This is a genomic window from Dietzia sp. Die43 (genome assembly GCF_024519835.1).
In the GTDB taxonomy this organism is placed as follows: Bacteria; Actinomycetota; Actinomycetes; order Mycobacteriales; family Mycobacteriaceae; genus Dietzia; species Dietzia kunjamensis.
In genome coordinates this window covers 26,987-51,503 of sequence record NZ_JALJRF010000015.1, presented here as the reverse complement: position 1 = coordinate 51,503, position 24,517 = coordinate 26,987, and the positions used below count along the sequence as shown (strand labels likewise).

The following is a 24,517-nucleotide window of genomic DNA, read 5'->3' as shown; positions in this document are numbered from 1 at the left end:
GAGCGTCGCCCGCCGGCAACCAAGAATCCGCTACTCGGAATAGGGATCGGCTGGTCGGATTGGACTAGCGGATCCCTATTCCGGGTAGCGGATTTCGGGGCGGGGGCGGGGGCGGGGGCTGGGTCTGCAGCCGGGGCCGGGGGGGGGGGCCGGGGCGTCAGCGGGCGCGGCGGGCCAGTCGCTCGGTGTCGGAGATGATGACGCTCTTGCCCTCGAGCCGCAGCCAGCCGCGGTGCGCGAACTCGGCCAGCGCCTTGTTCACCGTCTCGCGGGAGGCGCCGACGAGCTGGGCGATCTCCTCCTGCGTGAGGTCGTGCGTCACGCGGATGTTGCCGCCCTCCTGCGTGCCGAAGCGCTGCGCGAGCTGCAGCAGGGCCTTGGCCACGCGGCCGGGCACGTCGGTGAAGATGAGGTCGGCGAGGTTGTTGTTGGTGCGGCGCAGGCGGCGGGCCAGCACGCGCAGCAGCTGGTCGGAGATCTCCGGACGCTCGGCGATCCAGCGCTTGAGGGCCGAGCGGTCCATGGCCTGCACGGACACGTCGGTGACACACACGGCCGACGAGGTGCGCGGGCCGGGGTCGAAGATGGAGAGCTCGCCGAACATGTCGGACGGCCCGAGGATGGAGAGCAGGTTCTCGCGACCGTCGGGGGCCTTCCGGGAGAGCTTCACCTTGCCGGAGGTGACGATGTACAGGCTGTCGCCCTGCTCGCCCTCGCGGATGATCACGTCACCCTTCGAGTACTCCTCGCTGGTCAGGTCGGAACGCAGGGCGGAGACCGCTGCCGGCTCCACACCCTGGAAGATTCCGGCTCTGGTGAGGACGTCGTCGGCAGACTGGTCCGTGCGGCGATCAATCGTCACAGTCTGTGACCCTCCGTTCGGGCGCGGACATGCGTGTCCGTGCCATGGCGTGCGTGTGGCGAAAACCACTGTAGTCGTAAGCGCGTCGGAGGTGGTGGCGACGCGCGATCAGCGGGATGGTTCAGACGTCGATCTGTTCGGGTTCGTCGAGGATCGCGTTCTCGAAACGGTCCATGAGTAGTGCGAACCCGGCGAGGAGGACCGGCACCAGGACGACGAGGATTCCCTGCATCTGTCCGATTATCCACCCCCGGACCGCGGGACGCACACGCACCCGGGGCGGCGGTTCCGCGCCGCGGGGGCGCCGAGCCGTAATGTGGACTCATGCCCGACCCAGCTCCTGCCGTGAAGCGCCGCAGCCGAGGGGTGGCCGCGAGGGGGGTGGAGACCGACCTCGGGCGCACCCGGCGCGCGAGACGCATGCTCCGTCGCCTCGAGGAGGCGTTCCCGAACGTCTACTGCGAGCTCGACTTCACCGATCCGCTCGAGCTGAGCGTGGCGACGATCCTGTCCGCACAGTGCACGGACAAGCGGGTCAACGAGGTCACGCCGGCACTGTTCGCGCGCTACCGGACCGCCGCCGACTACGCGGGGGCGGACCGTGAGGAGCTGGAGGAGTTCATCCGGCCGACGGGTTTCTACCGCAACAAGGCGCGGAGCATCCAGGGCCTGGGCGCGGCGCTCGTGGAGAGGTACGACGGCGAGGTGCCGCAGCGGCTCGAGGACCTGGTCACCCTCCCGGGATTCGGACGGAAGACGGCCAACGTGGTGTTGGGCAACGCATTCGGGATCCCGGGCCTGCCGGTCGACACCCACTTCATCCGGTTGGTGAACCGCTGGAAGTGGACTGAGGCCACGGACGCCGTCCGCATCGAGCGCGAGGTGTCGCGCATGCTGCCGCGGGCCTCCTGGACCGACGCGAGCCACCGGATCATCTTCCACGGTCGCCGGGTGTGCCACGCCCGGACCGCGGCCTGTGGGGCGTGTGTGCTGGCCGACGACTGCCCGTCCGCGGGCGAGGCCGGCCCGCTCGACCCGGTCGCCGCCGCCCGCCTCGTGGCGGGACCCGAGCGCGACCACCTGCTGGAACTGGTCGGACTGGGGGACCACGCGTGAGCGCCTCAGCCCGGTGGTCGCTGGTCGCTCTCGTGGCGATGATCGGCGTCGTCGTCGCACTTCTCTCCACGTTCGGTGATGCCGCCGACGGGTCCGGCGACCCGACCGCCGCCCCCGGCGCGCCCCCCGTGGGCGGCCCGGCCGCCGACGAGCCGCACACGGTCGTGGACGCCGACACCCGCGCCGGCGCCGACCTGCCCGCCTGCCGCGACAGCGCCGCACCCGCCACCACCTCCGGGCCCGTCGCCGGCCTCATGGTGCGGTGCATGGACGACGGCTCCACCACCACGCTCGGCAAGATCCAGGCCGGCAAGCCCATGGTCGTCAACATGTGGGCCTACTGGTGCGAACCGTGCCGGCGCGAACTCCCCGCGATCCGCGACGCGGCCGCCACGCTCGGCGACGACGTGCGGGTGGTCATCTCCCACACCGACCCGTCCGAGACCAAGGGCTTCGACACCCTCGCCGCGCTCGGCATCGACGAACTCGTCTCGGTCTCCGACCACGACGAGGAGCTGCCCACCGTCCTCGGCGCCCCGCCCGTGCTGCCGCTCACGCTGTTCGTGCGCCCCGACGGCACGGTCGCCCACGTGCTGGTGCAGCCCATGGACAGCGAACAGGACGTGCTGGACGCCGTCGCCGAACACCTGGGGGTGACCGCGTGAGCCCGACCGCGAACGACCCGGCGGACCGGCCCGTGCCACGCCCCGGCGACATCACCGGGGTGGCGCATCCCGGGTGGATGGACCCGCTGATGTCGGCGTGCACGGACGGCAGCTTCGACGGGCTCCTGCCCCAGCGCAAGCCGCCCGCCCACCGCGGACCCGACGAGGCCGGCCGACCGCACCGCGACGCCGCCGTGCTGGTGCTGCTCTCCGGCTCGCCCGACGCCCCCGGGCCGCAGCCGCCCGAGGACGCCCGCGTGCTGCTCACCCACCGCGCGCCGACCCTGCGCAACCACTCCGGGCAGATCTCGTTCCCCGGCGGCGGCGTCGACGACACGGACAGCGGCCCGGTGGAGGCCGCACTGCGTGAGGCGTGGGAGGAGACCGGCCTCGACCCCGACGGGGTGGACGTGCTCGCGGTGCTCCCCGAGCTGTACATCCCGGTCTCGAACTACTCCGTCGCACCGGTGCTCGGATACTGGCGGGAGCCGATGGAGGTCGACGTCGTGGACCCGGGGGAGACCGCGCGCGTGATGACCGTGCCGGTCGACGAGCTGCTCGATCCCGCCAACCGGTTCCTGCTCCGGCACACCACCGGGTGGACCGGCCCGGCGTTCCAGCACGACGACCTCGTCGTGTGGGGCTTCACCGCCGGCATCCTCGCCGCGATGTTCCACTCCGCCGGATGGGACCTGGACTGGGACACGTCCGACATCCGGGACCTCGAGAAGACCCTGGCCGCGTCCGCGAACGGGGAGCAGCACCGCATGTCGGCCGAGGAGGCCCGCCGCGAGTCCGCGGACCCACTGGCCGATCGCACCGTCGCCGGCGTCCCCGGGCTGAGCGCGCGCGCCGCCGCCAGCGCCGTTGCCGGTGCCACGGCCGCCGACGGCGGGCTGGCCGGGGACGGCGAGGATTCGCTCGACCTGCCCGCGGACGATCCCCGGAGGGGGTACCGGTGACGGGCTCGCAGTGGCTCGACCTGGCATTGTTCGCGCTCGCCGCCGCCGCGGCGATCTCCGGCTGGATCAACGGCGCCGCAGCCTCGGGTTTCGCGCTTCTCGGCGTGGGCATCGGCGCGACCTCAGGGCTGCTGGTGGCCCCGCACCTCGTGCGGGAGATCGACTCCCCACTGGGCCGGTTGTCGGCGGGACTGGCGATCATAGCCGTGATGGTGGTCATCGGGCAGGTGGCCGGCGTGACCATCGGCCGCGCAGCCCGGCGCTACATCTCGGGTTCCGGCGCCCGACTCCTCGACAGCACGGTGGGGGCCGTCCTCCAATCCGCGGCGATGCTGCTCGTGGCCTGGCTGGTCGCGGTGCCCATCGCCGCGCAGGAGGGACCCGGGCTGGGCAAGGCGGTGCGGGGGTCGTCCGTACTGGCCAAGATCGACGACGTGGCTCCTGCGCAGCTGCAGCGGATCCCCGCGACGTTCACCTCGGTCCTCGGCACCACCGGTTTCCCGGACATCCTCGGGCCCTTCGGCACGACCCCGATGCAGGAGGTGCCGCCGCCCGATCCGGTCCTGTCCGGTGCCGAGGTGGTGGCCCGCGTACAGCCGTCCGTGCTGAAGATCCGCGGCCGGGCAGAGTCCTGCAGCCGCGCGCTGGAGGGGTCGGGATTCGTCGCCGCGCCGGGGCTCGTGATGACCAACGCCCACGTCGTGGCGGGCACCGGATCGGTGACCGTCGTGTCCGGTGACGAGGAACTGGACGCCGAGGTGGTGGTCTACGACCCCCGCGTGGATATCGCGGTGCTGCGCGTGGACGGGCTGGACGCTCCGGTTCTTCCCTTCGCCGAGAACCGTGCCCGCACCGGCGACGACGCGATCGTCGTTGGCTACCCGGGCAACGGGCCCTACCGTCCGGACGCGGCGCGGATCCGCGAGCGTGTGACCCTGCGCGGCCCGGACATCTACCGCGAGCAGACCGTCGAGCGCGAGGTGTACATCCTGCGGGGCTCCGTTCGCGAGGGCAATTCCGGCGGACCACTGGTCACCCCGCAGGGGCAGGTCGCCGGCGTGGTGTTCGGCGCCGCGATGGACGCCGCGGACACCGGGTACGCGCTGACCGTGGAGCAGGTGCTGCCGCAGCTCCAGCTCGCGGTCGATGCGCAGGAGTCGGTCTCGACGGGGCGGTGCGTGGGGCTGCCCAGCTGATCACCGCGGGGCCCGGTCGGCGGGTCGGAGTCCCGGCGGCTCAGAGCGGGGTGACGCGCCGCGCGAAGTCCACGATCAGCCGGGACGTGGCGTCCGGGGCCTCCATCGCGGGATAGTGCCCGGCCCCCGGGACCAGTTCGGTGGTGAAGTCGCGCGCCCACGCCGAGGACGCGCGGACGGTGGCCGGCAGGATGAACCGGTCCTCGGTCCCACTGATCCCCAGCACGGGCTGCGGCAGGACGCCCGAGACCGCGCGGCGGAAGTCGCGGCCGTCCGGACGGAACTGGCTCCGCACCATCCAGCGGCGGCTCTCCAGGGTCAGGTGGGCGACCTTCGGGATGAGCATGGACCGCCTGAGCAGGTCGGCGGATTCGCGGAAGTCCTCCGTGTCGGGCCACGTGGGCCCGGATCGACTGCGGAGCATCTCCTCGACCACTGCGGCGCCGTCGCGGGTGAGGTGCCGCTCGGGCAACCGCGGCGCCTGGTCCGCGAGCAGGCGAGGCACCAGCGCACGACGTTGGGAGCGGTCGAGCAGTGCGGCGCGCCGGGTGGCGACCGGGTGGGGAGAGCCGACGACGACGAGGCCCCGCACCGCGCGTGGCCGGCGGTAGGCGGCGGTCCATGCGATGAATCCGCCCTCGCCCTGGCCGACGACCACCGCCGAGGAGTGACCGAGGGCCCGGATGAGGTTGGTCATGTCCGCGGCCAGGGTCCACCCGTCGTAACCGCGCGGCGGCTTGTCCGAGTCGCCGTGGCCCCGGAGATCGACGGCAACGGCATGGAACCCGGCGTCGGCCAGCGCGAGCATGGGCGCCCGCATCGTCCACCAGATTCCACTGAGACCGTGGATCAGGAGGACCAGAGGGGGGAGTCGGCCCGGCGGGGTGTCAGCCGGCAGCGCCTCGGCGATGTGCAGGCGGATGCCGTTGGCCGAGACGTCACGATGCCGCCACGACCCGTCGATCCTGACGATCGACGGGTCGGGCGGCCGGTGAGCGGGAGTTCTCAGGATTTCGACGCGGGCAAGGGCGTCTCGGTGACACGCACCGTGCCGGGCCGGGGCTCGTTGCCCTTGGGCATGGCCAGCTTCAGGTCCGACACCGAGTCGATGGTGCGCTGCGGCTTCCGGATCTTCTTGACCTTGCGGTAGCCGAGTAGCCCGAACACCGCCGCGAGCAGGACCAGGACGACGAACACGATGAGGAAGCCCATCCAGTCCCAGGTCTTGGTGCCGAACCACATCGAGATGAGCTTGGCCCACATGAACACGAACGGGAAGAAGGACATCAGCAGCAGGACGAGGGCCGCGACGAAGAAGCCGGACCCGGTCGCGGCCTTCTTCACCTGCTCGGTGACCTCGGTCTTCGCCAGTTCGATCTCGGCACGGACCAGTGTCGACACCTGCGTCGTGGCGTTCTTGACCAGGGTGCCGATACTGGCGTCGCCACGGCCGATCGAGTCAGCGTCATGCAGGGGGATCGAGGCCTCGGTCGGCTTGTGCGTTCCCTGGGCGTGGCTCACGGTTGTTCCTCCATAGTCCGGCGACGGATGCACCGTCGTCCATCGTGCCACGTCACGTGGCGGTGTTCACCCGCTACCCGGTCAGCCGCGCGTGCCCTTCTCGCGGATCTGGTCCATGATCGTCGGATCCGACAGGGTCGAGGTGTCGCCGCCGTCGCGGCCCTCGGCCATGTCCTTGAGCAGGCGACGCATGATCTTGCCGGACCGCGTCTTGGGCAGCTCGGGCACGATCGTGATGTCGCGGGGCTTGGCGATCGGGGAGATCTCCCGCGACACCTCGGCCCGCAGCTCGTCGATGAGCTTCTGACGATCCTCCTCGGCGTCCACGTTGCCCCGCAGGATCACGTACGCGACGATCGCCTGGCCGGTGGTCTCGTCGTTGGCGCCGACGACCGCGGCCTCGGCGACCGCGCGGTGACCGACGAGGGCCGATTCGACCTCGGAGGTCGAGATGCGGTGACCGGAGATGTTCATGACGTCGTCGACGCGACCGAGCACCCACAGTGCGCCGTCGGCGTCCCACTTGGCGCCGTCACCGGCGAAGTAGTAGCCCTCCTCGGCGAACCGGGACCAGTAGGTGTCGCGATAGCGCTCCATGTCGCCCCAGATGCCGCGGAGCATGGCCGGCCACGGCTCGGTGATCACGAGGAAGCCCTGCTCGTCCGTCGCGACCTCCTTGGCGTCGCCGTCCACGATGGCGACCTCGATACCGGGCAGCGGCCGCATGGCGGAACCGGGCTTGGTCTCGGTGACGCCCGGGAGCGGGGAGATCATGATCGCGCCGGTCTCGGTCTGCCACCAGGTGTCGACGATGGGAGCCTTGCCGCCGCCGATGTTCTCGCGGTACCAGCGCCACGCCTCCGGGTTGATCGGCTCGCCGACCGAACCGAGCAGGCGGATCGAGGACAGGTCGTGCGCGGCCGGGATCTCGTTGCCCCACTTCATGAACGTCCGGATCAGGGTCGGCGCGGAGTAGTAGATGGTGACGCCGTACTTCTCGATGATCTGGAAGTGACGGTGCTCGTCGGGCGAGTTCGGGGTTCCCTCGTAGACGATGCACTCGGCGCCGTTGGCCAGCGGGGCGTACACGCCGTAGGTGTGGCCCGTGACCCAGCCGACGTCCGCCGTGCACCAGTAGACGTCCTCGCCGGGCTTGTGGTCGAAGACGTTGTGGTGGGTGTACGCGGACTGGGTGAGGTACCCGCCCGAGGTGTGGACGATGCCCTTGGGCTTGCCGGTCGTGCCGGAGGTGTAGAGCAGGAACAGCGGGTGCTCCGAGTCGAAAGCCTCCGGCGTGTGCTCGGTGGACTGCTCGGACATCGCCTCGTCCCACCAGACGTCACGGCCGTCGGTCCAGTCCACATCGAGACCGGTCCGGCGGACCACGAGCACGTTCTGCACGGACTCGGCGTCGCCGTCGGCATCGACGCCGTTTCCGGAGAGCGCGTCGTCGACCCCGGCCTTCAGCGGTGCGGGCTTACCGCGCCGGAACTGTCCGTCGGCGGTGATGACGAGCTTGGCCTCCGCGTCGTCGATGCGGGAGCGCAGCGCGTTCGGTGAGAATCCGGCGAACACCACGGAGTGGGTCAGGCCCAGGCGGGCACACGCGAGCATCGCGATGTAGACCTCGGGCAGCAGGGGCATGTAGATGGCCACGCGGTCGCCGGCGACGAGGCCGAGCGAGCTGAGGTAGTTGGCCGCCCGGCTGACCTCGTCCTTGAGTTCGGCGTAGGTGATGTCGCGTGCGTCGTCGCCGGGCTCACCGATCCAGTGGATGGCCACACGATCGCCGTTGCCGGCCTCCACGTGGCGGTCGACGCAGTTGTAGGCCACGTTGAGCTTGCCGCCCACGAACCACTTGGCGACCGGGGCGTCGGACCAGTCCAGCACCTCGGTCCACTCGGTGTCCCAGTCGAGTCGGCGAGCCTGCTCCTCCCAGAAGGCGAGACGGTCGCTCGAGGCGCTGTCGTAGAGGTCGGCCTGCGCATTGGCCTGCGCGGCGAAGTCGGGGTCGGGAGCGAAGGACTGGTCGTGCTCGGGAGCGGTCATCAGCGGCTCTCTCTCGGGATCAGATTTCACGGACGGCCGGGATCGTCACGGCGGAAGCGACCGGACCGATGCATGTGAGCGTAGTCACATGCGCCGCACCGTGTTCGGGATCTGGCCCGGCGGGGGGAGGTCGGGGGAGGCCTGCCCGATCCCGTTCACTCGCGAGGGGTGTTCTCGCCCTTCGTGGAGCCGCCGTCGGACGGTGGCCCGGCGGGTGTGGCGGGCCCCGGGCCGGAGGACTTCGCGGGCTCCGGGGTGTCGGTCGACGAGGCGGAGTTCGTCGTCGTCGGCTTGTTCCCGCCCCCCGACGTCGCGCCCGTCGGCGCCGTGGCCCCGGTCGATGCGGGTGGGGTAGCCGGACGGCGTGCTGCGCCGGTGCCAGGCGACGTGCTCGTTCCCTCTGCGCTGGCTCCGACCGCGGCCCCGCCCCCGCTCGCCGGCGTGCCGCTGGTCGTCCGGGCGCTGTCCGTCTTGCCCGCACCCGACGGCGTGTCCGTCTTGTCGGCGACGGCTGTCTTGTCGGCGACGGCCGTCTTACCGGTGCCCTCGGCCTTCCCGGCGCTCGGCGCCTTCCCGGCGCCTGCCGTCTTGCCCGCGCTCGGCTCCTTTCCGCCGCTCGGCGCCGACTCCCCGGTCGCCGTCCCGGGCTCGGACGCGGCGGTTCCGCGAAGCCGCGTGGGGGTCTCGATGCCGTAGTACTCCAGCAACCTGGCCTCCTGCTCCGGCGTGAGGGCGTCCTCGGTGTTGTCGGGGCGCGGGGAATCGCGGATGACGGCGCGGGTGTGGTCGACATGGAGTTCGTCGTCGAGGAGTCGCGCGCCGTGGAGCGGGACGATCGCGTCGGCGGAGAAGATCCCGGTGGCGACGGTCGCGAACGTGGCCTTGCCGCTGGCATCGTCCACGTAGATCTGGCGCACGGCGCCGACCTTGGCCCCGGTCGAGTCGAAGGCGGTCGCGTCGAGCAGCGCGTCGAGCTGGTCCTTGAGATTCACGAGGGCCTCCGGGATCGAGGTGTAGGGGCTGAGCCGGGCGCGTGCCCCGACGGATTGGGCTGATTACACCAGCTCGACACCGGTTGAGGCAGCTGAAAATCACCTGTGTCGGCCGATTCGCGCCGGGTCGGTAACCTCGACCCGTGACCTCCACCGCCCCCGACCCGCTCGCCCCGCTCCTCGCCCTGCCCGGTGTGGCCGAGGCCGCGGACGCCGCCCGGGCAGCCCTCGCCTCGGTGCACCGACACCCCGCCAACCGCCGCGGATGGCCCACCACCGCCGCCGAATCGGTGTTGCGCGGTGCCCGCGCATCGGCCGGCGTCGAAGGCGCGTCCGTCCGCCTGGACACCGACGGCGAGCAGGACGAGGTGCTCTCGGCAGCGCTGCGCGTGGCCGGGGAACTGACGGGCGAGTCGCTCGACCGCGCCGTGTCCGTGTGGACCCGCTCGCCCCTCCAGGAACTCGCCCATCTGCACCTCCTCGCGGCGTCCGGGCCCGGGGTGGACCCGCAGGGTCTCGGTCGGCCACGCCCGGAGGAGGGAGTCGCCGAGCGTCTCCAGGGCCTCGCCGAGTTGGTCACCGGAGGCACCCGCGCGCCGGCGCCCGTCCTCGCCGCGGTCGTCCTCGGCGAACTCTCGGGCCTGCGACCGTTCGGGTCCGCGGACGGGATCGTCGCCCGGGCGGCGTTCCGCCTGGTCGGGGTGTCGACCGGGCTCGACCCCCATGGCCTGGGCGTGCCCGAGGTGACCTTCTATCGGGACCCGGAGGCGCACGGGGCCGCCCTGCAGGGCTACATGAGCGGAACAGAGGAGGGCGTGACCGAATGGCTCCTCCATTGCTGTAGAGCCCTCGAGGCCGGCGCGCGCGAGGCGACGTCGATCGCCGACGCAGCCGGGGGCTAAGCGGAGCGCGCCGGTGGCCGAACGGGCCGGGCGCGCGCGAATGGCGGGTCGGCCGGAGCCGACCCGCCAATTCACTGCGGTCCATCGAGAGATCCGGGTACCAAGCGTCCTGTGGTCCGCCGTGTCGCCGGCCCGGGACAACCGTCGGTGACGGCTGGCGCGGACCCACGGCTGGTGTTGCCTCTCGGGCGTTATCCGTCGCGTGGGTTTCCGAATGTCGATGACGGTGAGGAGGGCGGGGGGCCGTGACTTCTCTTCCGTCCCGGTCCTGGCGTCTTCAACACCGTGCCCTGAGCATGCCGCCTGCGACCGGCCCGGGGCGATGGTGGGATCGCACAAGGAACACCGGAACTCGTGGGGGAGTCCGGCTATCGCCCGTGCCCGTCGCCGACGCCGATGATGAGGTGTTGGCGACGCACCGTACGGGTCCGCCCCATCGCCACGCGCACCCGATGGGCCGCGCTACCGCCCAGCGTGTCGCGCGGCCCGGACGAACGACACGGTGGCGGAACCCACGGCCAGGACGATGGCCGCCACCCCGACGATCGGCCCGGTCGCCCGTTCGAACGTGGGCAGCAGCGGAGTGGGGTTCTCGAACGTCAGGATCGGCCAGCCCCGCTCCAGCGCCTCGCGCCGCAGTGCGCGGTCGGGGTTGATGACCGTCGGGTGGCCGACCATGTCGAGCATGGGCAGGTCGGTGGAGGAGTCCGAGTAGGCGTAGCTCGCCTCGAGGTCGTAGCCGTAGCGCTCGGCGAACGCGCTGATCGCCTCCGCCTTGCCCGGGCCCTGGCAGTAGAACTCGATCGATCCGCCGTAGCGGCCGTCGGCGTCCCGGTTCATCCGCGTGCCGGCGTAGTGGTCCACGCCGAGCATCCGGGCGATCGGCGCCACCAACTCCTCGCCCGAGGCGGACACGATCACCAGGTCGTGGCCCAGCGCGCGGTGCTCGGCGAGCAGGTCCTGGGCCTCGGCGTACACGGTCGGGGAGACGGTCTCCTTGAGTCCCTCGGTGACGATCCGCTCGACCTGCTCGGGAGACCACCCCTTGGTGGCGGTCGCCATGGCCTGGCGCACCTTCTGCATCTGCTCGTCGTCGGCGTCGGACAGGCTGAACGCCAGCTGCGTGTAGGCCAGATCGATCACCGACCGTCGCGACAGCAGTCCCTCGCCGAGGAACGACTTGTTGAACGCGAACACCGAGGAGGTCGCGATGATCGTCTTGTCCAGGTCGAAGAACGCAGCGACCCGACGAGGCCGGTGCGACATCCTGGGGCCCGGTGGGCGTGGGGCGGACACGCCCCAACGATACGGTTCTTGTGCTGGCCATGCAGATGGGCAATACTGACGGTGCCCGTGATGGGCATCCCCCTAAGGTGCTCAGTTCATCCCCCCGAGAACTGACACTTCTGAGAGACCGCGGCACCCCCTGCCGCGGTCTCTCGCATTTAGCGGGTCCCTCGGCCAGCTCGCCCTCTCGCTTCGGCGCCCTCTTGGACCCGCTTCCGCGTCGATCGTCGCCGCGCATTCGCTCCCCCGCCCGGCGTCTCGCTCCCGCGGTTGCACACCACGGCCGTCGCCGCCCGCCGCCATGGCGTCTCGCCTGCGCAGCGGTCGGTGCGAGACGCCATGCCCGCGAGCGGCTGTGAACGGTCAGCCGCTGCGGTCAGCCGCTGCGGTCAGCCGCTGCGGTCGGCCGCTGCGGTCAAACGGCGGCGGTGGTCCGGCGGCCGCTGGGGTCGGACGCGCCGAGAGCGGGCCGGACAGGCGACAGGCGACCCCCCGCGCGTCGAACCCCCCGCGCGGCGAACTCACCGCGCGGCGTACTCCGCGGCACGTTGTCCACAGCCCCGTCCCCCTCCACAGGCGGACCGCCGTGAGCCTTCGCGGAGCGGCCGGAGGGCGGGTGGGTGCGCGAGGCTGAGCCTCGTGAACACGACTACGAGAGCGCGGTCCGTCGCGGTGGACGTCGCCGACCCCGATCTGGACGCCGACGTGCGCGCCGTGCTGGCCGCCCTCGCCCTGGACACGGGCCCCCTGGGCGGGAACCACTCCGAGGTGGTGGTCACCGATCGCGCGGACGCCGCCGTGAGTTCCGGTGGTTCACGCGTCGTGCGGGTGGGATCCGACCGCGATCGGGGCGACGACGACGAGGTGGTCCGCCTGCCGTCCGGCACCGGCGATCTCGTGGGTGCGCTGCTCGCACCGGTGCGTACGCGGTCGGGCCCGCTGATCGTGGTCGCCGGCGCGGTGGGCGGCTGCGGGGCCAGCACCCTCGCGGCGGCGCTGGCGGTTCGGGCTGCGCCGTCTCTCCGGACCCTGCTGGTCGAGGCGGACCCGCACGGCACCGGCGTCGATCTGGTGCTGGGCGTCGAGGAGCGGCCCGGGCTACGGGTCGAGGACGTGCGCGCCGACCTGGGCGGACCTGATCCGGAGGCCCTGTGGGGTGCGGTCCCCGAGGCCCTTCCCGGACTCGGCGTCCTGGCGCGGTCCAGGAGTGGACCGGTCGTGGCCGACCCTGTCCGCGCCCTCGACGGCGCCCCGGGAGCGGAGCAGGCCCACCGGTCGGCCGGGGGACTCGTGGTGAGCGATCGCGGTGGGCTCGCCGACGGCGGGCCGGTGTTCGCCGGTGCGGACCTCGTCGTCGTCGTCACCAGGGCCGACCTCCAGGGCGCTGTCGCCGCCGGGAACGCGGTGCGCGACCACCCGGGCGTGGTCCTGGTCATCAGGACCGGACGCGGCGACCCCCTGCACGCCGCCGACGTCGCCGACGTGGCCGGGGCGAGGAACTGGCACGTCCTGCCGGAGATCCGGGCGGTCCGCCGTGCGGCGGGCGCCGGTGAGCTGGCGGCCGCGCTCCATCGCGGACGGGCGGGCCGGGTGCGACGGCTGGCCGCGCTCGCCGACGCCTTGCTGGAGCGGGTGGACCTCGATGAACGGTGACGATTCGGCGGTGGTCGCACCGCCGGCCGACCTCGTCGACAGGGTGCGCGCGCGGCTCGCCGGCCTGGGCGTGGAGCCCGAGCCGGACGAGGTGGTCCGCGCGGTGCGGGCCGAGTCCGGGGTGCTGCACGGCCACCTGGACCTGCTGCGGACAGCGCGATTGGTCCGCGAGCACCTGGCCGGGGCCGGGCCGCTCGAGGCGCTTCTCGCGAGCCCCGGCGTCACCGACGTCGTGGTCGACGGGCCGGGGCCGGCACTGGTGGACCGCGGACGCGGCCTGGAGGAGACGGACGTCGTCGTACCCACCGAGGCCGAGCTGCGGGCGCTCGCGGTCCGCCTTGCCGGGCGGGCGGGTCAGCGACTCGACGACGCCCGACCCTGGGCCGACGGCGTGGTCCGCTCCCGCGACGGGATGGCGTGGCGACTGCACGCGGTGCTGCCGCCGGTGGCCGTGGACGGGACCTGCCTGTCGCTGCGCGTGTCGCGTCCGGCCCAGGTGACCTTCGACCGGTTGGTGGAGGCGGGGACGGTGCATGCCTCCGCGGAGCCGCTGCTGCGGGGGCTCGTCGACGCCCGGGTGGGCTACCTCGTGGTGGGTGGCACCGGCTCCGGAAAGACCACCATGCTCGCGGCGCTGTTGGGGCTGGTCCCGGCGACCGAGCGGCTGCTGTGCGTCGAGGATTCCCCCGAGCTGCGGCCCGCGCACCCGCACGTGGTGCGACTGGTGGTGCGGCACGGCAACGTCGAGGGCGCCGGACAGGTGACCATGGCCGACCTGGTCCGGCAGGCACTGCGCATGCGACCGGACCGGATCGCGGTGGGGGAGGTGCGTGGCGGCGAGGTCGCCGACCTGCTGGCCGCGCTGAACACCGGCCACGACGGCAGCGCCGGCACCGTCCACGCCAACTCGCCCACGGAGCTGCCCGCCCGGCTGGAGGCGCTCGGCGCGCTGGGCGGACTCGACAGGGCGGCCCTGTCCGCACAGGTCGCGGCGTCCCTGCGGGTGGTGGTGGGGATGCGCCGGCTGCCCGACGGGCGGCGGGGCGTCGACTCCATCGGGGTGGTGCGGCGCGAGGCGCACGGGATCGTCGTGGACCCGGCCTGGCGCGCCGACGGTGGGGCGGTTCCCGGCCGCGCGGGCCTGGACGCGGTGCTCGGGGCGAGGGTCTCATGACGGCCGCGGTGCTCCTCGCCGCCGCGCTACTGGTGTGGCCGGGCGGGATCGCGGCCGGCCGGGTACGCGCGCTCGGGGTCGGCGGTGCGCGGCATCCCGGTGGTGCGGGGCAGGCGGGCGGCGCGGGCGTGGCCCGGCTGCGGTACGCCCTCGCGCAGGTGCCGACCGGCGTGCTGTGGCCCGTCGCCGCGGGCACCGTGGCGCTCGTGGCGGCGGGCCCGATCCACGCCTGCGCGGCCGCCGTGCTGGGCGGCACCGCGGCCGACCTGCACGGGCGGGCCACCGAACGCCGACAGCGTCTCTCGCGACTGGGGGCGTGGGAGCGCGCGCTCGACGACACCTCCTCGGCCCTGCGCGCCGGTGCCGGGCCGGGAGGCGCCCTCGGGCAGGCCGCCGACGCCGCGGCCGCGCACGACCCGCGGGTGGCCGGGATCCTCGCCGCGGCGGGGTCGCACGCCCGCCTGGGCGGCGACGTCGCGGCAGCCCTGCGCCCCGCCGGAGGCGACGGATCGGACGGCGACGGCCCGGACGGGGACCGGGTCGCCGGGGAGCTCGCCGGCGCCTGGCTCCTCGCCACCCGACACGGGGTGGTGCTGGCCGACGTCGTGGACGGACTGCGGGCCGACGTGGCCTCGCGGCGGCAGCGGGCGCTGCGCGTGGACGCCACCCTCGCCGGACCCCGAGCCACCTCCGTCATCCTCACCGCGCTCCCCGGACTGGGCGTGCTCCTGGGCTCCGGCTTCGGCGCCGACCCGCTGGGGGTACTGGGCAACGGCGCGCTGGGCGGCGGGTTGTGCCTGGCAGGGGCGGTCCTGCTGTCGGCCGGACTGCTGTGGACCGACCGCATCGCGGGCGGTGCCGCCCGATGACCGCGACCGTCCTCCTGCTCGCCGCCGCGCTGTGCGTGGCGCCGTGGCGCCCGCGGGCCGCCGTCAGGGCGGACGCCCTCCCGGTCGGTGCCGAGGGATCGACACCCCGGACGCGCGACAGCGATCGACCCGGCGGCAGGCTCCCCTCGAAGGCGACCGCCCGCGCCCTGGCCACGATCACGCGCCGCGGCCCCACCAGCGCCGACACCGGAGCCCTGGCCCAGCTGGTCGACCTGCTGGCGGTTGCGTTGCAGTCCGGTCTGCCCGTGCCCGACGCACTGGCCGCGGTCGCCGACGCCGTCGACCACTCCGAGCCCGCGTCGGCGCGTCCGTTGCGGGCGGCCGCGGCGCGGATGCGGCTGGGGGCCGCACCGGCCGAGGCGTGGCGGGAGGTCCCGGACGCCGCCCGGCTGGCCCCGATCGCGCCGGTTCTGGCCCGCGCGACCGACGGGGGCGGGTCGGTACTGGCCGCGCTCGGACACGCCGCCGACCGGTTGCGCTCCGAGGCGGATGCCGACGCCACCGCCCGGGCCGAGCGGGCCGCCGTCATGGTCGCCGGCCCGCTCGGCCTGTGCTTCCTCCCGGCGTTCGTCTGCCTGGGAGTCCTCCCCGTCGTCGTGGGCCTGGCCGACGGGATGCTGCCGGGAGTCCTGCCGTGAGCGGACTCGCCGGCCACACCGATTCCGGGACGGAGACGCCGCCCCGGTCACCGAAGAAGGAGAACCCAGATGAACACCCACCTCACCACCCACCCCATCGCCCGGAACGCCGCCCGCACGCCAGCGGTCTCCGGCGCGCCGATAGCCCGGGCCCGTGCCGCCCTGGCCCGACGGTTCAGTGCCGTGACCACCCCGGACGCCGGCATGTCGACGGTCGAATACGCCGTGGGGACGATCGCCGCCGCCGCGTTCGGCGCAGTGCTCTACACCGTGGTCAGCGGCGACTCGATTCCCGACGCGCTCAGCGGGATCATCGAACAGGCCCTCAACACCTCGGTGTGATGGTGCTGCGGCGGCTCCGGACCGCGTCGGCCCGCGACGAGGGGTCGGTGACCGTGGAGGCGGCCCTCGGCATCGCCTCCCTGGTGGCGGTGTTCGGCGTCGCCGCCGCCGGGGCCGGCGCGGCGCTCACTCAGATCCGGGTGGTCGACGCGGCGCGGGAGGCCGCCCGGGTGGCGGCGATGGCGGGCCCGGGCGACGGGGTCGCGGCCGGACGGGCGGTGGCTCCCGGGGCGGAGGTGTCGGTGGACGGCGGCGGGTCGTTCGTCACGGCCGTGGTCGTGGTCCCGGCGCGGGGCCTGCCCGGTGTGGAGCTCCGTGGCCGGGCGGTCGCGCGGACCGAGCCGGGGGTGGTGGGATGACGCGACTCGTACCTGACCGATCCGGTGCGGCCGTGCCCCGTTCGCCGGGGTGGCGGCGGGTGGTCGACGACGACGAGGGCGCCATGACCGTCATGACCGCCTTCGCCGTCGCCGCGGTTCTGGCACTGACGGTGGCGGTTCTCCTGGTGGGACGGGCCGCGGTGGCCGCGCATGCGGCCCGGGCCGCCGCGGACCTGGCCGCGTTGGCCGGCGCGCACGCCCTGCGCGCGGGGCAGGACGCGTGTGCCGCGGCGGCCGGGATCGCGGCCGCCAACAGTGCGGAGTTGTCGGTCTGCCGGGTCGACGGCCACGACGTCGTGGCCCGCGCCGAGGTGCGCGTGGATCTCGGGGTGTTCGGCGTGCGGTCGGGCTCGGCGGTGGCCCGGGCGGGGCCGGCCTGACGGGTCAGCGGGGACCGGCGGCGGGCCCGGCCGGCGCGGGCTCCCCGGCACCCACGTCACCCAGCTGTCCCACAACCTCGGTGAGCAGCGCGATCGCGCCCGGCTTGGACAGTGGGTCGTTGCCGTTGCCGCACTTGGGGGACTGGATGCAGGACGGGCACCCGGATTCGCATTCGCAGGAGCGGATCGCGGCCAGCGTCGCGCCGAGCCATGCGGAGGCGCGCCGGAACCCGCGTTCGGCGAAGCCCGCCCCGCCGGAGTAGCCGTCGTAGACGAACACCGTGGGCAGCCCGGTGTCCGGGTGCAGGGCGGTCGACACGCCGCCGATGTCCCAGCGGTCGCACGTCGCGACCAGCGGCAGCAGCCCGATCGCCGCGTGCTCGGCCGCGTGCAGCGCCCCCGGCCAGTCCGCCTCCTCCAGCCCGGCGACCCGCAGCAACTGCGGGGTGAGCGTGTAGACCACGGCGCGCGTGGCCAGTGTGGTCTCGGGCAGGTCCAGTGGGGTGACGTCGAGGATCTCGCCGCCACGCAGCCGCCGCTGGTAGCCGGTCACGCGGGTGGTCACCTCCACGTCGGCCAGCGAGAGGGTGACGGGACCGGCGGGTACCGACTCCAGGGTCTCGACCAGGTCGATCGACACCTGCTCACGTGCGCTGGACGTCCACTCCGGCACCTCGGGGTGGCACAGTGCCAGGCCGTCCTCGAGGTTCAGCTCGTCCACGACGAACGACTCACCCTGGTGCAGGTAGAGCGCTCCCGGGTGGACCTGGGAGCGGGCCCGGACGGAGTCGATCGTGCCGAGCATGCGGCCGTCGACCGCGTCCACGATCACCACCTCCGCCCCGCCGGTGCCGCGAATGTCGACCTCGGCGTGCGGGGTGTGGTCGTCGGCGGCCGGGTACCAGCCGGCCGGTCGGCGCCGCACCAACCCGTCGGCGGCGAGCCGTTCCAGCACGTCGGTCGCACCCCACGCGCGGGCCTCGTCGTGCGGCATGGGCCGCTCGCTCACGGCGCACCTGAGCTGCCCGGCCAGCAGGACGGGGTTGCGCGGGTCGGTGACGGTGGCCTCGACCGGGCGGCCGAGCAGCGCGTCGGGGTGGTGGACGAGGTAGGTGTCGAGCGGGTCGTCGCGCGCGACCAGCATCACCAGGGCGCCCTGTCCTCGGCGTCCGGCGCGGCCGGCCTGCTGCCAGAACGAGGCGATCGTGCCCGGGAAGCCGGCGCTGACCACGGCGTCGAGCCCGGAGATGTCCACGCCCAGTTCGAGCGCCGAGGTCGAGGCCACGCCCACCAGCTCGCCCTCGGCGAGGCCGCGTTCTAGTTCGCGGCGGTCGTCGGCCAGGTAGCCGGCACGGTAGGCGGCGATCCGTCCGGCCAGCTCGCGGCCGCGTTCCCCGTGCTCGGAGGCGAGCCGCTCGCGGGCCCGCAACGCGGTCGACTCGGCACCGGCCCGCGACCGGACGAAGGTCAAGGTCCGCGCACCCTCCGCGACGAGGGAGGCCATGAGGGTCGAGGCCTCGACCGGGGCGGGCCGCCGGACCGGCGCGCCGTGCTCCCCGGACAGGCCCTCCATCAGCGGTGGCTCCCACAGTGCGACGGTCCGTCCGCCCTGCGGGGAGGCGTCCTCGGTGACCTCCACGCACTCGCGCCCGACCAGCGTGGTCGCGGCGACGCCGGCGTCGGAGGTGGTGGCGGAGGCCAGGACGTAGGTCGGTGCGGCGCCGAGCGCCCGCGCGAGACGGTCGAGCCGGCGCAGGACCAGGGCGACGTTGGAGCCGAACACCCCCCGGTAGGAGTGACACTCGTCGACGACGACGAAGCGGAGCCCCCGCAGGATCCGTGTCCACTGGCGGGCCCGGCCGAGAAGTGACAGGTGGAGCATGTCGGGATTGGTGACGATCCACCGGGAATTCTCCCGGATCCACGGCCGGGCGTCGGTCGGGGTGTCGCCGTCGTAGGACGCAGGTGCCACGTGGGAGAGCTCGGGCACGGCGTCCACCAGCGAGATGACGGACGACAGCTGGTCCTGCCCGAGTGCCTTGGTCGGGGCCAGGTAGAGCACGCAGGCGCCCGGGTCCGCGGCGAGCGCGCTGAGTGCGGGCAGCTGGTAGCCGAGGGACTTGCCGGACGCCGTCCCCGTCGCGACCACCACGTTCCGGCCCGCGTGCGCGTGCTCGGCGGTGGCCACCTGGTGGGCCCACGGGCGCTCGACCCCGCGGCCACGCAGCTCGTCCACCAGACCGGGGTGCGCCCAGGCCGGCCAGTCGGCGTGCCGGGCCTCGCGCGCCGGCAGGTCGACGGCGTGCGTGAGAGGCGACGCCCCGGCCGGCAGCTGCTCGAGCAGGTGGCCGAGGAGTTCGCGTCCGTAGGTCGTCACCCCTCGACCGTAGAGGGCTGATCACCCCGTGCGCCGGATCGGCCTGCCCCGGATCTGTTCTCCTCGCGCCGCGGTCGTGATGTACTGGACCCGGTCGTCACCATCGTCCACGGGAACCCCGTGGTCGGGGGCGCCGGCCCGACACGCGTGGCCATCCCGCGAGTCGCACCTGGCAGTACGGATAAGGAACACATCAAAATGGCACAGGGCACCGTCAAGTGGTTCAACGCGGAGAAGGGCTACGGTTTCATCGCCCCTGAGGACGGTTCGGCCGACCTCTTCGTCCACTACTCCTCCATCGAGGGCTCGGGCTTCAAGTCGCTCGAGGAGAACCAGCGCGTCGAGTTCGAGGTCGGCGAGGGCCAGAAGGGGCCGCAGGCCCAGGAGGTCCGCGCCATCTGAGGCGCTCCGCTCGATCACGGCGAGGCCCCCACCGCACGCGCGGTGGGGGCCTCGCGATGTGTCGGGGGTCGACCGTAGGCTCTGGTCCGTGACGCAGCTGTCGTTCTTCGCCGCGGACGACCACGTCCCCGAGCCCTCGGACCTGGAGGGGGCGCTGGCCGCCCGGGGTCAGTCCACCCTCGCCGGCGAGCTCGCGCAGGTCTCTGTGGCCCTCGACGCGGCCTGGCGGGCGGACGCGCTGGAGTCCCTCCTGGCGGAGGCGGGACTCGATCCGATCCGCTCGGAGGCGGGCCCGGACGGCCGCTGCACGGTGTCGACCGCGCGGACCCCGGCCCTGGTACCGGTGGTGCGCCGCTGGCGGCGGGGCGCGGTCACCGCGGTGCCCGAGGGGTGGACGCCCTCCGCCGGTGCGCTGCGCGTCTGGGTGCTCACCGCCGGCCACGTCACCGACGGGGGAGCGGTCGAGCTGGGCATCGACGCCGCGATGGAACACCATGCGCCTCGACGGGACGCCCTGCGCGCGGCGCTGGACCGCGTCGGAATCCGGACCACCTACGTCGGCTCCAAGGGTGGCGGGCCGCTGCTGCGGCTCGGGACGGCCCGGGCTCGCACGCGTCTGGCGCAGAGCATCGGGCCCGCGCCCGCCGGGGTCCCGCCGCAGCACTGGCCCGGCTAGCTGGACCTCATAGTTGGCGCCGTCGCGCCGGACGTCGGCCCTGCGCTGCGCGGACGCCGCCCGAAGTACCGTGGGGGTATGTGCATGCTGGTCGTCGCCCGTCGGGTCCACCCCCACTACCCGCTGATCGTGGTGGCCAACCGGGACGAGGTCCTGAGCCGGCCCACCGAGCCGTTGCACGAGTGGACAGCCGACGCCGGTGGAGCAGGCGGCATCGTCGCCGGCCGGGACGTCACCGCGGGCGGGACCTGGCTCGCGGTGGCCCCGGGCGGTCGGTTCTCGGCGGTGACCAACGTGCGCGAGCCCGGACCGGTGCTCCCCGCAGCCGCCTCCCGCGGCGAGCTGCCCATCGACGCGCTCACCGGGCCGGTGCCCGTCGCGGAGTTCGCCCACCACGTCGTCGACGACCTCGATCGCTACGGGGGCGTCAACCTCCTGGCCGGCGACCTCGACCGGATGTGGTGGGCGTCCAACCGCTCCACCCGCGGCCCGGTGGCGCTCGGCACCGGCGTCCACGGGCTGTCGAACGCCTCGTTGGACACCCCCTGGCCCAAGGTGGTGGGCGCGGTCCGCGACGTCAGAGCGCTCATGGGCACCGACGTCATGACGGGCCCGGACTGGTCCGGGACGCTGCTGGACGTGTTGGCCGATCGTCGCCCGGCGGCACCGTGGACGATGCCGCGCACGGGCGTGCCGCTGACGCACGAGTGGCGGCTGTCGTCGAGGTTCGTCCGCATCGGCCGGCGGTACGGCACCCGGTCGACCACCGCCGTGCGCATCGACCAGCACGGGGTGGCCGACGTGGTCGAGCGCACGTGGGACGCCCGAGGACGCATCACGGGGACGGTCACCAGGCGCATCTGAGCCGGTGACCGTCCCCGTGGACGGTTGTTCCGACGCCGCTGACGCGGCGCGGGTGGTGCCTTCGGTCCTAGCCGACGGTCCAGGTGTTGCTGCCGTCGAGCAGTGCCTGCAGGTCCGTGGGTGAGGTCTCCTTGGCGGCGGCGACCTGGCCGCGGGCGAGGTCGTCGTAGGTGTCGCGGCGGACCTGCCGGATGATGCCGGTGACCGTGTACTCGAGGTCCTGGCTGGACAGGTTGGCCAGGGCGTGGGCGTAGGTCGGGTCGTCGGCGTGGGCGTCGTGGACGACGATGTCGGCCTCGTCCACGTCGGCGGTCGCGGCCACCGCGAGGGAGAAACCGCGGCGCACGACGCAGTGCTGGCCGTCGTCACCGAAGATGATCTTCTCGCCGTGGCGCACCGGGATCAGGTGGTCGCCGGCGTCCTCCTTGCGGAGCAGGTCGAAGGAACCGTCGTTGAAGATCGGGCAGTCCTGCAGGATCTCCACGAAGCTCGTGCCGCGGTGGCGTGCGGCCGCGTCGAGGACCTCGGTCAGGCCCTTGCGGTCCGAGTCCAGGGCGCGGGCGATGAAGGTGCCCTGGGCGCCGATCGCCAGCGACAGGGTGTTGAACGGGTGGTCCAGCGACCCCATCGGGCTGGACTTGGTGACCTTGCCGGGCTCGGAGGTGGGCGAGTACTGGCCCTTGGTCAGCCCGTAGATCCGGTTGTTGAACATGAGGATGTTCAGGTTCACGTTGCGGCGCAGCGTGTGGATCAGGTGGTTGCCGCCGATGGACATGGCGTCGCCGTCACCGGTGACGACCCAGACCGACTGGTCGGGGCGTGCGGTGGCCAGGCCGGTCGCGATGGCCGGGGCGCGGCCGTGGATCGAGTGCATCCCGTACGTCTCGAGGTAGTACGGGAAACGGCTCGAGCAGCCGATGCCGGAGATGAAGGTGATGTTCTCCCGCTTGAGCCCGAGCTTGGGCAGCAGGGCGCGGATGGTGGCCAGGATGACGTAGTCGCCGCAGCCGGGGCACCAGCGCACCTCCTGGTCGGAGGTGTAGTCCTTGGGCTTCTGCGGAGCATCCGTCTTGGGCACGGACGCCAACGCGTCGAGCGGCAGTGCGCTGCCGACGAGGCCGGATTCGGTGGTGGTCATGGGGTTCCTCTCCTCGCTCGCAGGTCAGCGGGTTCGGTTGGCGGTGGTGGTGCCGGTGGCGGTGTGCCCGATCCGCCGGTTGCGGGCCGCGGGCTCGCCGGTGGTGGTGATGACCCCGTCGAGCGCCAGGCGGTACTTGTCGTGCTCGGTGTGGGTGAGGCGGCCGGCGAACTCGGACTCGATGGCGGTCTGCAGCTCCTCGGCCGAGAACGCCATACCGTGCACCTTGGTGATGGGCTGGATGTCGGCGGGGAAGCGGGCCTTGAGCAGCATGGCGAGCTGTCCCAGGTTCATCTCCGGGACCAGGATCCGGCGGTACTGCTCGAGCACCTCACCGATGTTGTGCGGCAGCGGGTTGAGGTGACGCACGTGGGCACGGGCCACGCGGTGGCCGTTCGCGCGGGCGCGGCGGACGGCCTCGCCGATGGGCCCGTAGGACGAACCCCAGCCCACCACCAGGACGTCGGCCTCACCGGACGGGTCGTCGACCTCGAGGTCGGGCACGTCGATGAGGGCGATCTTCAGGGCCCTGGTCCGGGTCATGAGGTCGTGGTTGTCGGCGGTGTAGGAGATGTTGCCGGTGCCGTTGGCCTTTTCCAGTCCGCCGATGCGGTGCTCGAGGCCGGGCTCGCCCGGGATGGCCCAGTCGCGCGCCAGGGTCTCCGGGTCACGGGCGTAGGGGAGGTACTCGGAGGCGGGCTTGCCGTCGTCGCCCTCGCCCTCGGCCTCGGGTGCCGTGGCGAGGTTCTTCTCGATCGCCGGCAGGGCGGCGACGTCGGGCAGCAGCCACGGCTCGGAGCCGTTGGCGATCGCGCCGTCGGACAGCACGATGACCGGGGTGCGGTAGGTGACCGCGATCCGGGCCGCCTCGCGGGCGATCTCGAAGCAGTCCGCGGGGGACTGCGGGGCGATCACCGCGACGGGGGACTCGCCGTTGCGGCCGAACAGGGCCTGCAGCAGGTCGGACTGCTCGGTCTTGGTCGGCAGGCCCGTCGAGGGGCCGCCACGCTGGACGTCGATGACCACCAGCGGCAGCTCGGTCATCACGGCCAGGCCGATGGCCTCGGACTTGAGGGCCAGACCGGGACCGGAGGTGGACGTGACCCCGAGGGTTCCGCCGTAGGAGGCGCCCAGTGCCGCGGCGACGCCGGCGATCTCGTCCTCGGCCTGGAAGGTCGTGACGTCGAACTGCTTGAGCTTGCTCAGCTCGTGCAGGATGTCCGAGGCCGGGGTGATGGGGTAGGTGCCCAGGAAGACGGGCATGTCGGCGGACCGGCCCGCGGTGACCAGGCCGTAGGCCATCGCCGTGTTGCCGGTGACCTGACGGTAGCGGCCCTCGGGCAGCTTGGCCGGGGCGATCTCGTACTCCGAGGCGAAGGCCTCGGTGGTCTCGCCGTAGTTCCAGCCCGCGTGCAGGGCGAGGATGTTGGCCTCGAGAATGGTCGGCTTCTTGCCGAACTTGTCCTTGAGGAAGTTCTCGATCGAGTCGACCGTGCGCCCGTACATCCACGTGAGCAGCCCCAGGGCGAACATGTTCTTGCAGCGCTCGGCGTCCTTCTTGCCGAGGTCGACCGACTCGACGGCACCGATCGTCAGGGTGCTCATCGCGACCTCGTGCACCTGGAACGCCTCGAAGGCCGGCGACCCGAGGGGGTTGGACTCGTACCCGACCTTGGTGAGGTTGCGCTTGGTGAACTCGTCGGAGTTGACGATGAGGATTCCGCCGGAGGGCAGGTCCTCGATGTTCGCCTTGAGCGCCGCCGGGTTCATCGCCACCAGCACGTCGGGACGGTCACCGGCGGTGAGGATGTCGTAGTCCGCGATCTGGATCTGGAAGCTCGAGACCCCGTGGATCGTGCCCTGTGGGGCCCGGATCTCGGCGGGGTAGTTGGGCTGGGTCGCCAGGTCGTTGCCAAAGGCAGCGGCCTCGGAGGTGAACTGGTCACCGGCGAGCTGCATGCCGTCGCCCGAGTCACCCGCGATGCGGATGACCACCTTGTCCAGCTTGGTCTTGGACGCGTTGCCCACCGGTGCTGACCTCCAGAAAGTCG

Annotated in this window: 24 protein-coding genes; 15 read left to right on the top strand and 9 right to left on the bottom strand. The window is 73.0% G+C overall.

Annotated elements, in window-relative coordinates; all coding sequences use genetic code 11:
- Window positions 1–157: 157 nt before the first annotated feature.
- Window positions 158–862, bottom strand: coding sequence for a Crp/Fnr family transcriptional regulator (locus tag NR111_RS13510; RefSeq protein ID WP_096906152.1), 705 nt, complete (start codon window positions 860–862; stop codon window positions 158–160).
- A gap of 324 nt (window positions 863–1,186) precedes the next feature.
- Between NR111_RS13510 and nth the strand changes: the two genes are divergently transcribed.
- The 4 genes from nth to NR111_RS13490 are packed head-to-tail and all read left to right on the top strand — an operon-like array spanning window position 1,187 to window position 4,801.
- Window positions 1,187–1,978, top strand: coding sequence for an endonuclease III (gene nth, locus NR111_RS13505; protein ID WP_256821078.1), 792 nt, complete (start codon window positions 1,187–1,189; stop codon window positions 1,976–1,978).
- Window positions 1,975–2,643: a redoxin family protein gene (locus tag NR111_RS13500; protein WP_256821077.1), complete on the top strand. Its 669-nt coding sequence runs from the start codon at window positions 1,975–1,977 to the stop codon at window positions 2,641–2,643. Before nth ends, NR111_RS13500 begins: the two co-directional genes overlap by 4 nt.
- Entirely contained in the window at window positions 2,640–3,605 is a 966-nt protein-coding gene (locus tag NR111_RS13495) for a CoA pyrophosphatase (RefSeq protein WP_256821076.1), read from the top strand. Before NR111_RS13500 ends, NR111_RS13495 begins: the two co-directional genes overlap by 4 nt.
- The gene (locus tag NR111_RS13490) at window positions 3,602–4,801 is read left to right on the top strand and encodes a MarP family serine protease (RefSeq protein ID WP_256821075.1); all 1,200 of its coding nucleotides are present in this window, start codon (window positions 3,602–3,604) and stop codon (window positions 4,799–4,801) included. Before NR111_RS13495 ends, NR111_RS13490 begins: the two co-directional genes overlap by 4 nt.
- Before the next feature lie 40 nt (window positions 4,802–4,841).
- On the opposite strand, the gene NR111_RS13485 is transcribed toward NR111_RS13490, so the two are convergent.
- From NR111_RS13485 to NR111_RS13470, 4 genes are all read right to left on the bottom strand, one after another.
- Window positions 4,842–5,711, bottom strand: a complete 870-nt coding sequence (locus NR111_RS13485) for an alpha/beta hydrolase (protein WP_120285186.1) — start codon at window positions 5,709–5,711, stop codon at window positions 4,842–4,844.
- A gap of 95 nt (window positions 5,712–5,806) precedes the next feature.
- A complete protein-coding gene (locus NR111_RS13480) occupies window positions 5,807–6,322 on the bottom strand; it encodes a phage holin family protein (RefSeq protein WP_067711418.1) in 516 nt (171 codons plus the stop codon).
- A gap of 81 nt (window positions 6,323–6,403) precedes the next feature.
- The gene (acs, locus tag NR111_RS13475; protein ID WP_119193268.1) at window positions 6,404–8,371 is read right to left on the bottom strand and encodes an acetate--CoA ligase; all 1,968 of its coding nucleotides are present in this window, start codon (window positions 8,369–8,371) and stop codon (window positions 6,404–6,406) included.
- A 155-nt stretch (window positions 8,372–8,526) separates the two neighbouring features.
- Window positions 8,527–9,363 carry a PRC-barrel domain-containing protein gene (locus tag NR111_RS13470; RefSeq protein WP_256821074.1) on the bottom strand — a complete coding sequence of 279 codons (837 nt, stop codon included), beginning with the start codon at window positions 9,361–9,363 and terminating at the stop codon, window positions 8,527–8,529.
- Between the two features lie 143 nt (window positions 9,364–9,506).
- Between NR111_RS13470 and NR111_RS13465 the strand changes: the two genes are divergently transcribed.
- Window positions 9,507–10,265, top strand: coding sequence for an oxidoreductase (locus NR111_RS13465; RefSeq protein ID WP_256821073.1), 759 nt, complete (start codon window positions 9,507–9,509; stop codon window positions 10,263–10,265).
- Between the two features lie 462 nt (window positions 10,266–10,727).
- Here the strand turns inward: NR111_RS13465 and NR111_RS13460 are convergent, their stop codons facing one another.
- Window positions 10,728–11,561, bottom strand: coding sequence for an HAD family phosphatase (locus NR111_RS13460; RefSeq protein ID WP_256821072.1), 834 nt, complete (start codon window positions 11,559–11,561; stop codon window positions 10,728–10,730).
- Window positions 11,562–12,191: 630 nt separating this feature from the next.
- Here NR111_RS13460 and NR111_RS13455 point away from each other — a divergent pair.
- The 7 genes from NR111_RS13455 to NR111_RS13425 all read left to right on the top strand — a co-directional run bounded on the left by NR111_RS13455 (window position 12,192) and on the right by NR111_RS13425 (window position 17,009).
- Complete coding sequence (locus tag NR111_RS13455) at window positions 12,192–13,205, top strand: chromosome partitioning protein (RefSeq protein ID WP_256821071.1); 1,014 nt, start codon at window positions 12,192–12,194, stop codon at window positions 13,203–13,205.
- The gene (locus NR111_RS13450) at window positions 13,195–14,379 is read left to right on the top strand and encodes a TadA family conjugal transfer-associated ATPase (protein ID WP_256821070.1); all 1,185 of its coding nucleotides are present in this window, start codon (window positions 13,195–13,197) and stop codon (window positions 14,377–14,379) included. The genes NR111_RS13455 and NR111_RS13450 overlap by 11 nt, the downstream gene beginning before the upstream one ends.
- Window positions 14,376–15,248: a type II secretion system F family protein gene (locus NR111_RS13445; protein ID WP_256821069.1), complete on the top strand. Its 873-nt coding sequence runs from the start codon at window positions 14,376–14,378 to the stop codon at window positions 15,246–15,248. The genes NR111_RS13450 and NR111_RS13445 overlap by 4 nt, the downstream gene beginning before the upstream one ends.
- Window positions 15,245–15,907 carry a type II secretion system F family protein gene (locus NR111_RS13440; protein WP_256821068.1) on the top strand — a complete coding sequence of 221 codons (663 nt, stop codon included), beginning with the start codon at window positions 15,245–15,247 and terminating at the stop codon, window positions 15,905–15,907. Before NR111_RS13445 ends, NR111_RS13440 begins: the two co-directional genes overlap by 4 nt.
- Window positions 15,908–15,976: 69 nt before the next feature.
- Window positions 15,977–16,249, top strand: a complete 273-nt coding sequence (locus NR111_RS13435; RefSeq protein WP_374210732.1) for a DUF4244 domain-containing protein — start codon at window positions 15,977–15,979, stop codon at window positions 16,247–16,249.
- Window positions 16,249–16,608 carry a TadE family type IV pilus minor pilin gene (locus tag NR111_RS13430; protein ID WP_256821067.1) on the top strand — a complete coding sequence of 120 codons (360 nt, stop codon included), beginning with the start codon at window positions 16,249–16,251 and terminating at the stop codon, window positions 16,606–16,608. The genes NR111_RS13435 and NR111_RS13430 overlap by 1 nt, the downstream gene beginning before the upstream one ends.
- Window positions 16,609–16,640: 32 nt before the next feature.
- Complete coding sequence (locus tag NR111_RS13425; RefSeq protein ID WP_346010019.1) at window positions 16,641–17,009, top strand: Rv3654c family TadE-like protein; 369 nt, start codon at window positions 16,641–16,643, stop codon at window positions 17,007–17,009.
- Between the two features lie 4 nt (window positions 17,010–17,013).
- On the opposite strand, the gene NR111_RS13420 is transcribed toward NR111_RS13425, so the two are convergent.
- Entirely contained in the window at window positions 17,014–19,386 is a 2,373-nt protein-coding gene (locus tag NR111_RS13420; protein WP_256821066.1) for a DEAD/DEAH box helicase, read from the bottom strand.
- A gap of 198 nt (window positions 19,387–19,584) precedes the next feature.
- Here NR111_RS13420 and NR111_RS13415 point away from each other — a divergent pair, with 198 nt between their 5' ends.
- The 3 genes from NR111_RS13415 to NR111_RS13405 all read left to right on the top strand — a co-directional run bounded on the left by NR111_RS13415 (window position 19,585) and on the right by NR111_RS13405 (window position 21,328).
- Window positions 19,585–19,788, top strand: a complete 204-nt coding sequence (locus NR111_RS13415) for a cold-shock protein (protein ID WP_067711447.1) — start codon at window positions 19,585–19,587, stop codon at window positions 19,786–19,788.
- A gap of 88 nt (window positions 19,789–19,876) precedes the next feature.
- Window positions 19,877–20,464, top strand: a complete 588-nt coding sequence (locus NR111_RS13410) for a hypothetical protein (protein ID WP_067712074.1) — start codon at window positions 19,877–19,879, stop codon at window positions 20,462–20,464.
- Between the two features lie 78 nt (window positions 20,465–20,542).
- Window positions 20,543–21,328: an NRDE family protein gene (locus tag NR111_RS13405; RefSeq protein ID WP_256821065.1), complete on the top strand. Its 786-nt coding sequence runs from the start codon at window positions 20,543–20,545 to the stop codon at window positions 21,326–21,328.
- Between the two features lie 67 nt (window positions 21,329–21,395).
- On the opposite strand, the gene NR111_RS13400 is transcribed toward NR111_RS13405, so the two are convergent.
- Both NR111_RS13400 and NR111_RS13395 read right to left on the bottom strand, forming a co-directional pair.
- The gene (locus NR111_RS13400; protein WP_069388588.1) at window positions 21,396–22,466 is read right to left on the bottom strand and encodes a 2-oxoacid:ferredoxin oxidoreductase subunit beta; all 1,071 of its coding nucleotides are present in this window, start codon (window positions 22,464–22,466) and stop codon (window positions 21,396–21,398) included.
- Between the two features lie 24 nt (window positions 22,467–22,490).
- Window positions 22,491–24,494 (bottom strand): 2-oxoacid:acceptor oxidoreductase subunit alpha, encoded by a 2,004-nt coding sequence (locus tag NR111_RS13395; protein ID WP_256821064.1) that lies wholly within the window; start codon window positions 24,492–24,494, stop codon window positions 22,491–22,493.
- Window positions 24,495–24,517 lie beyond the last annotated feature (23 nt).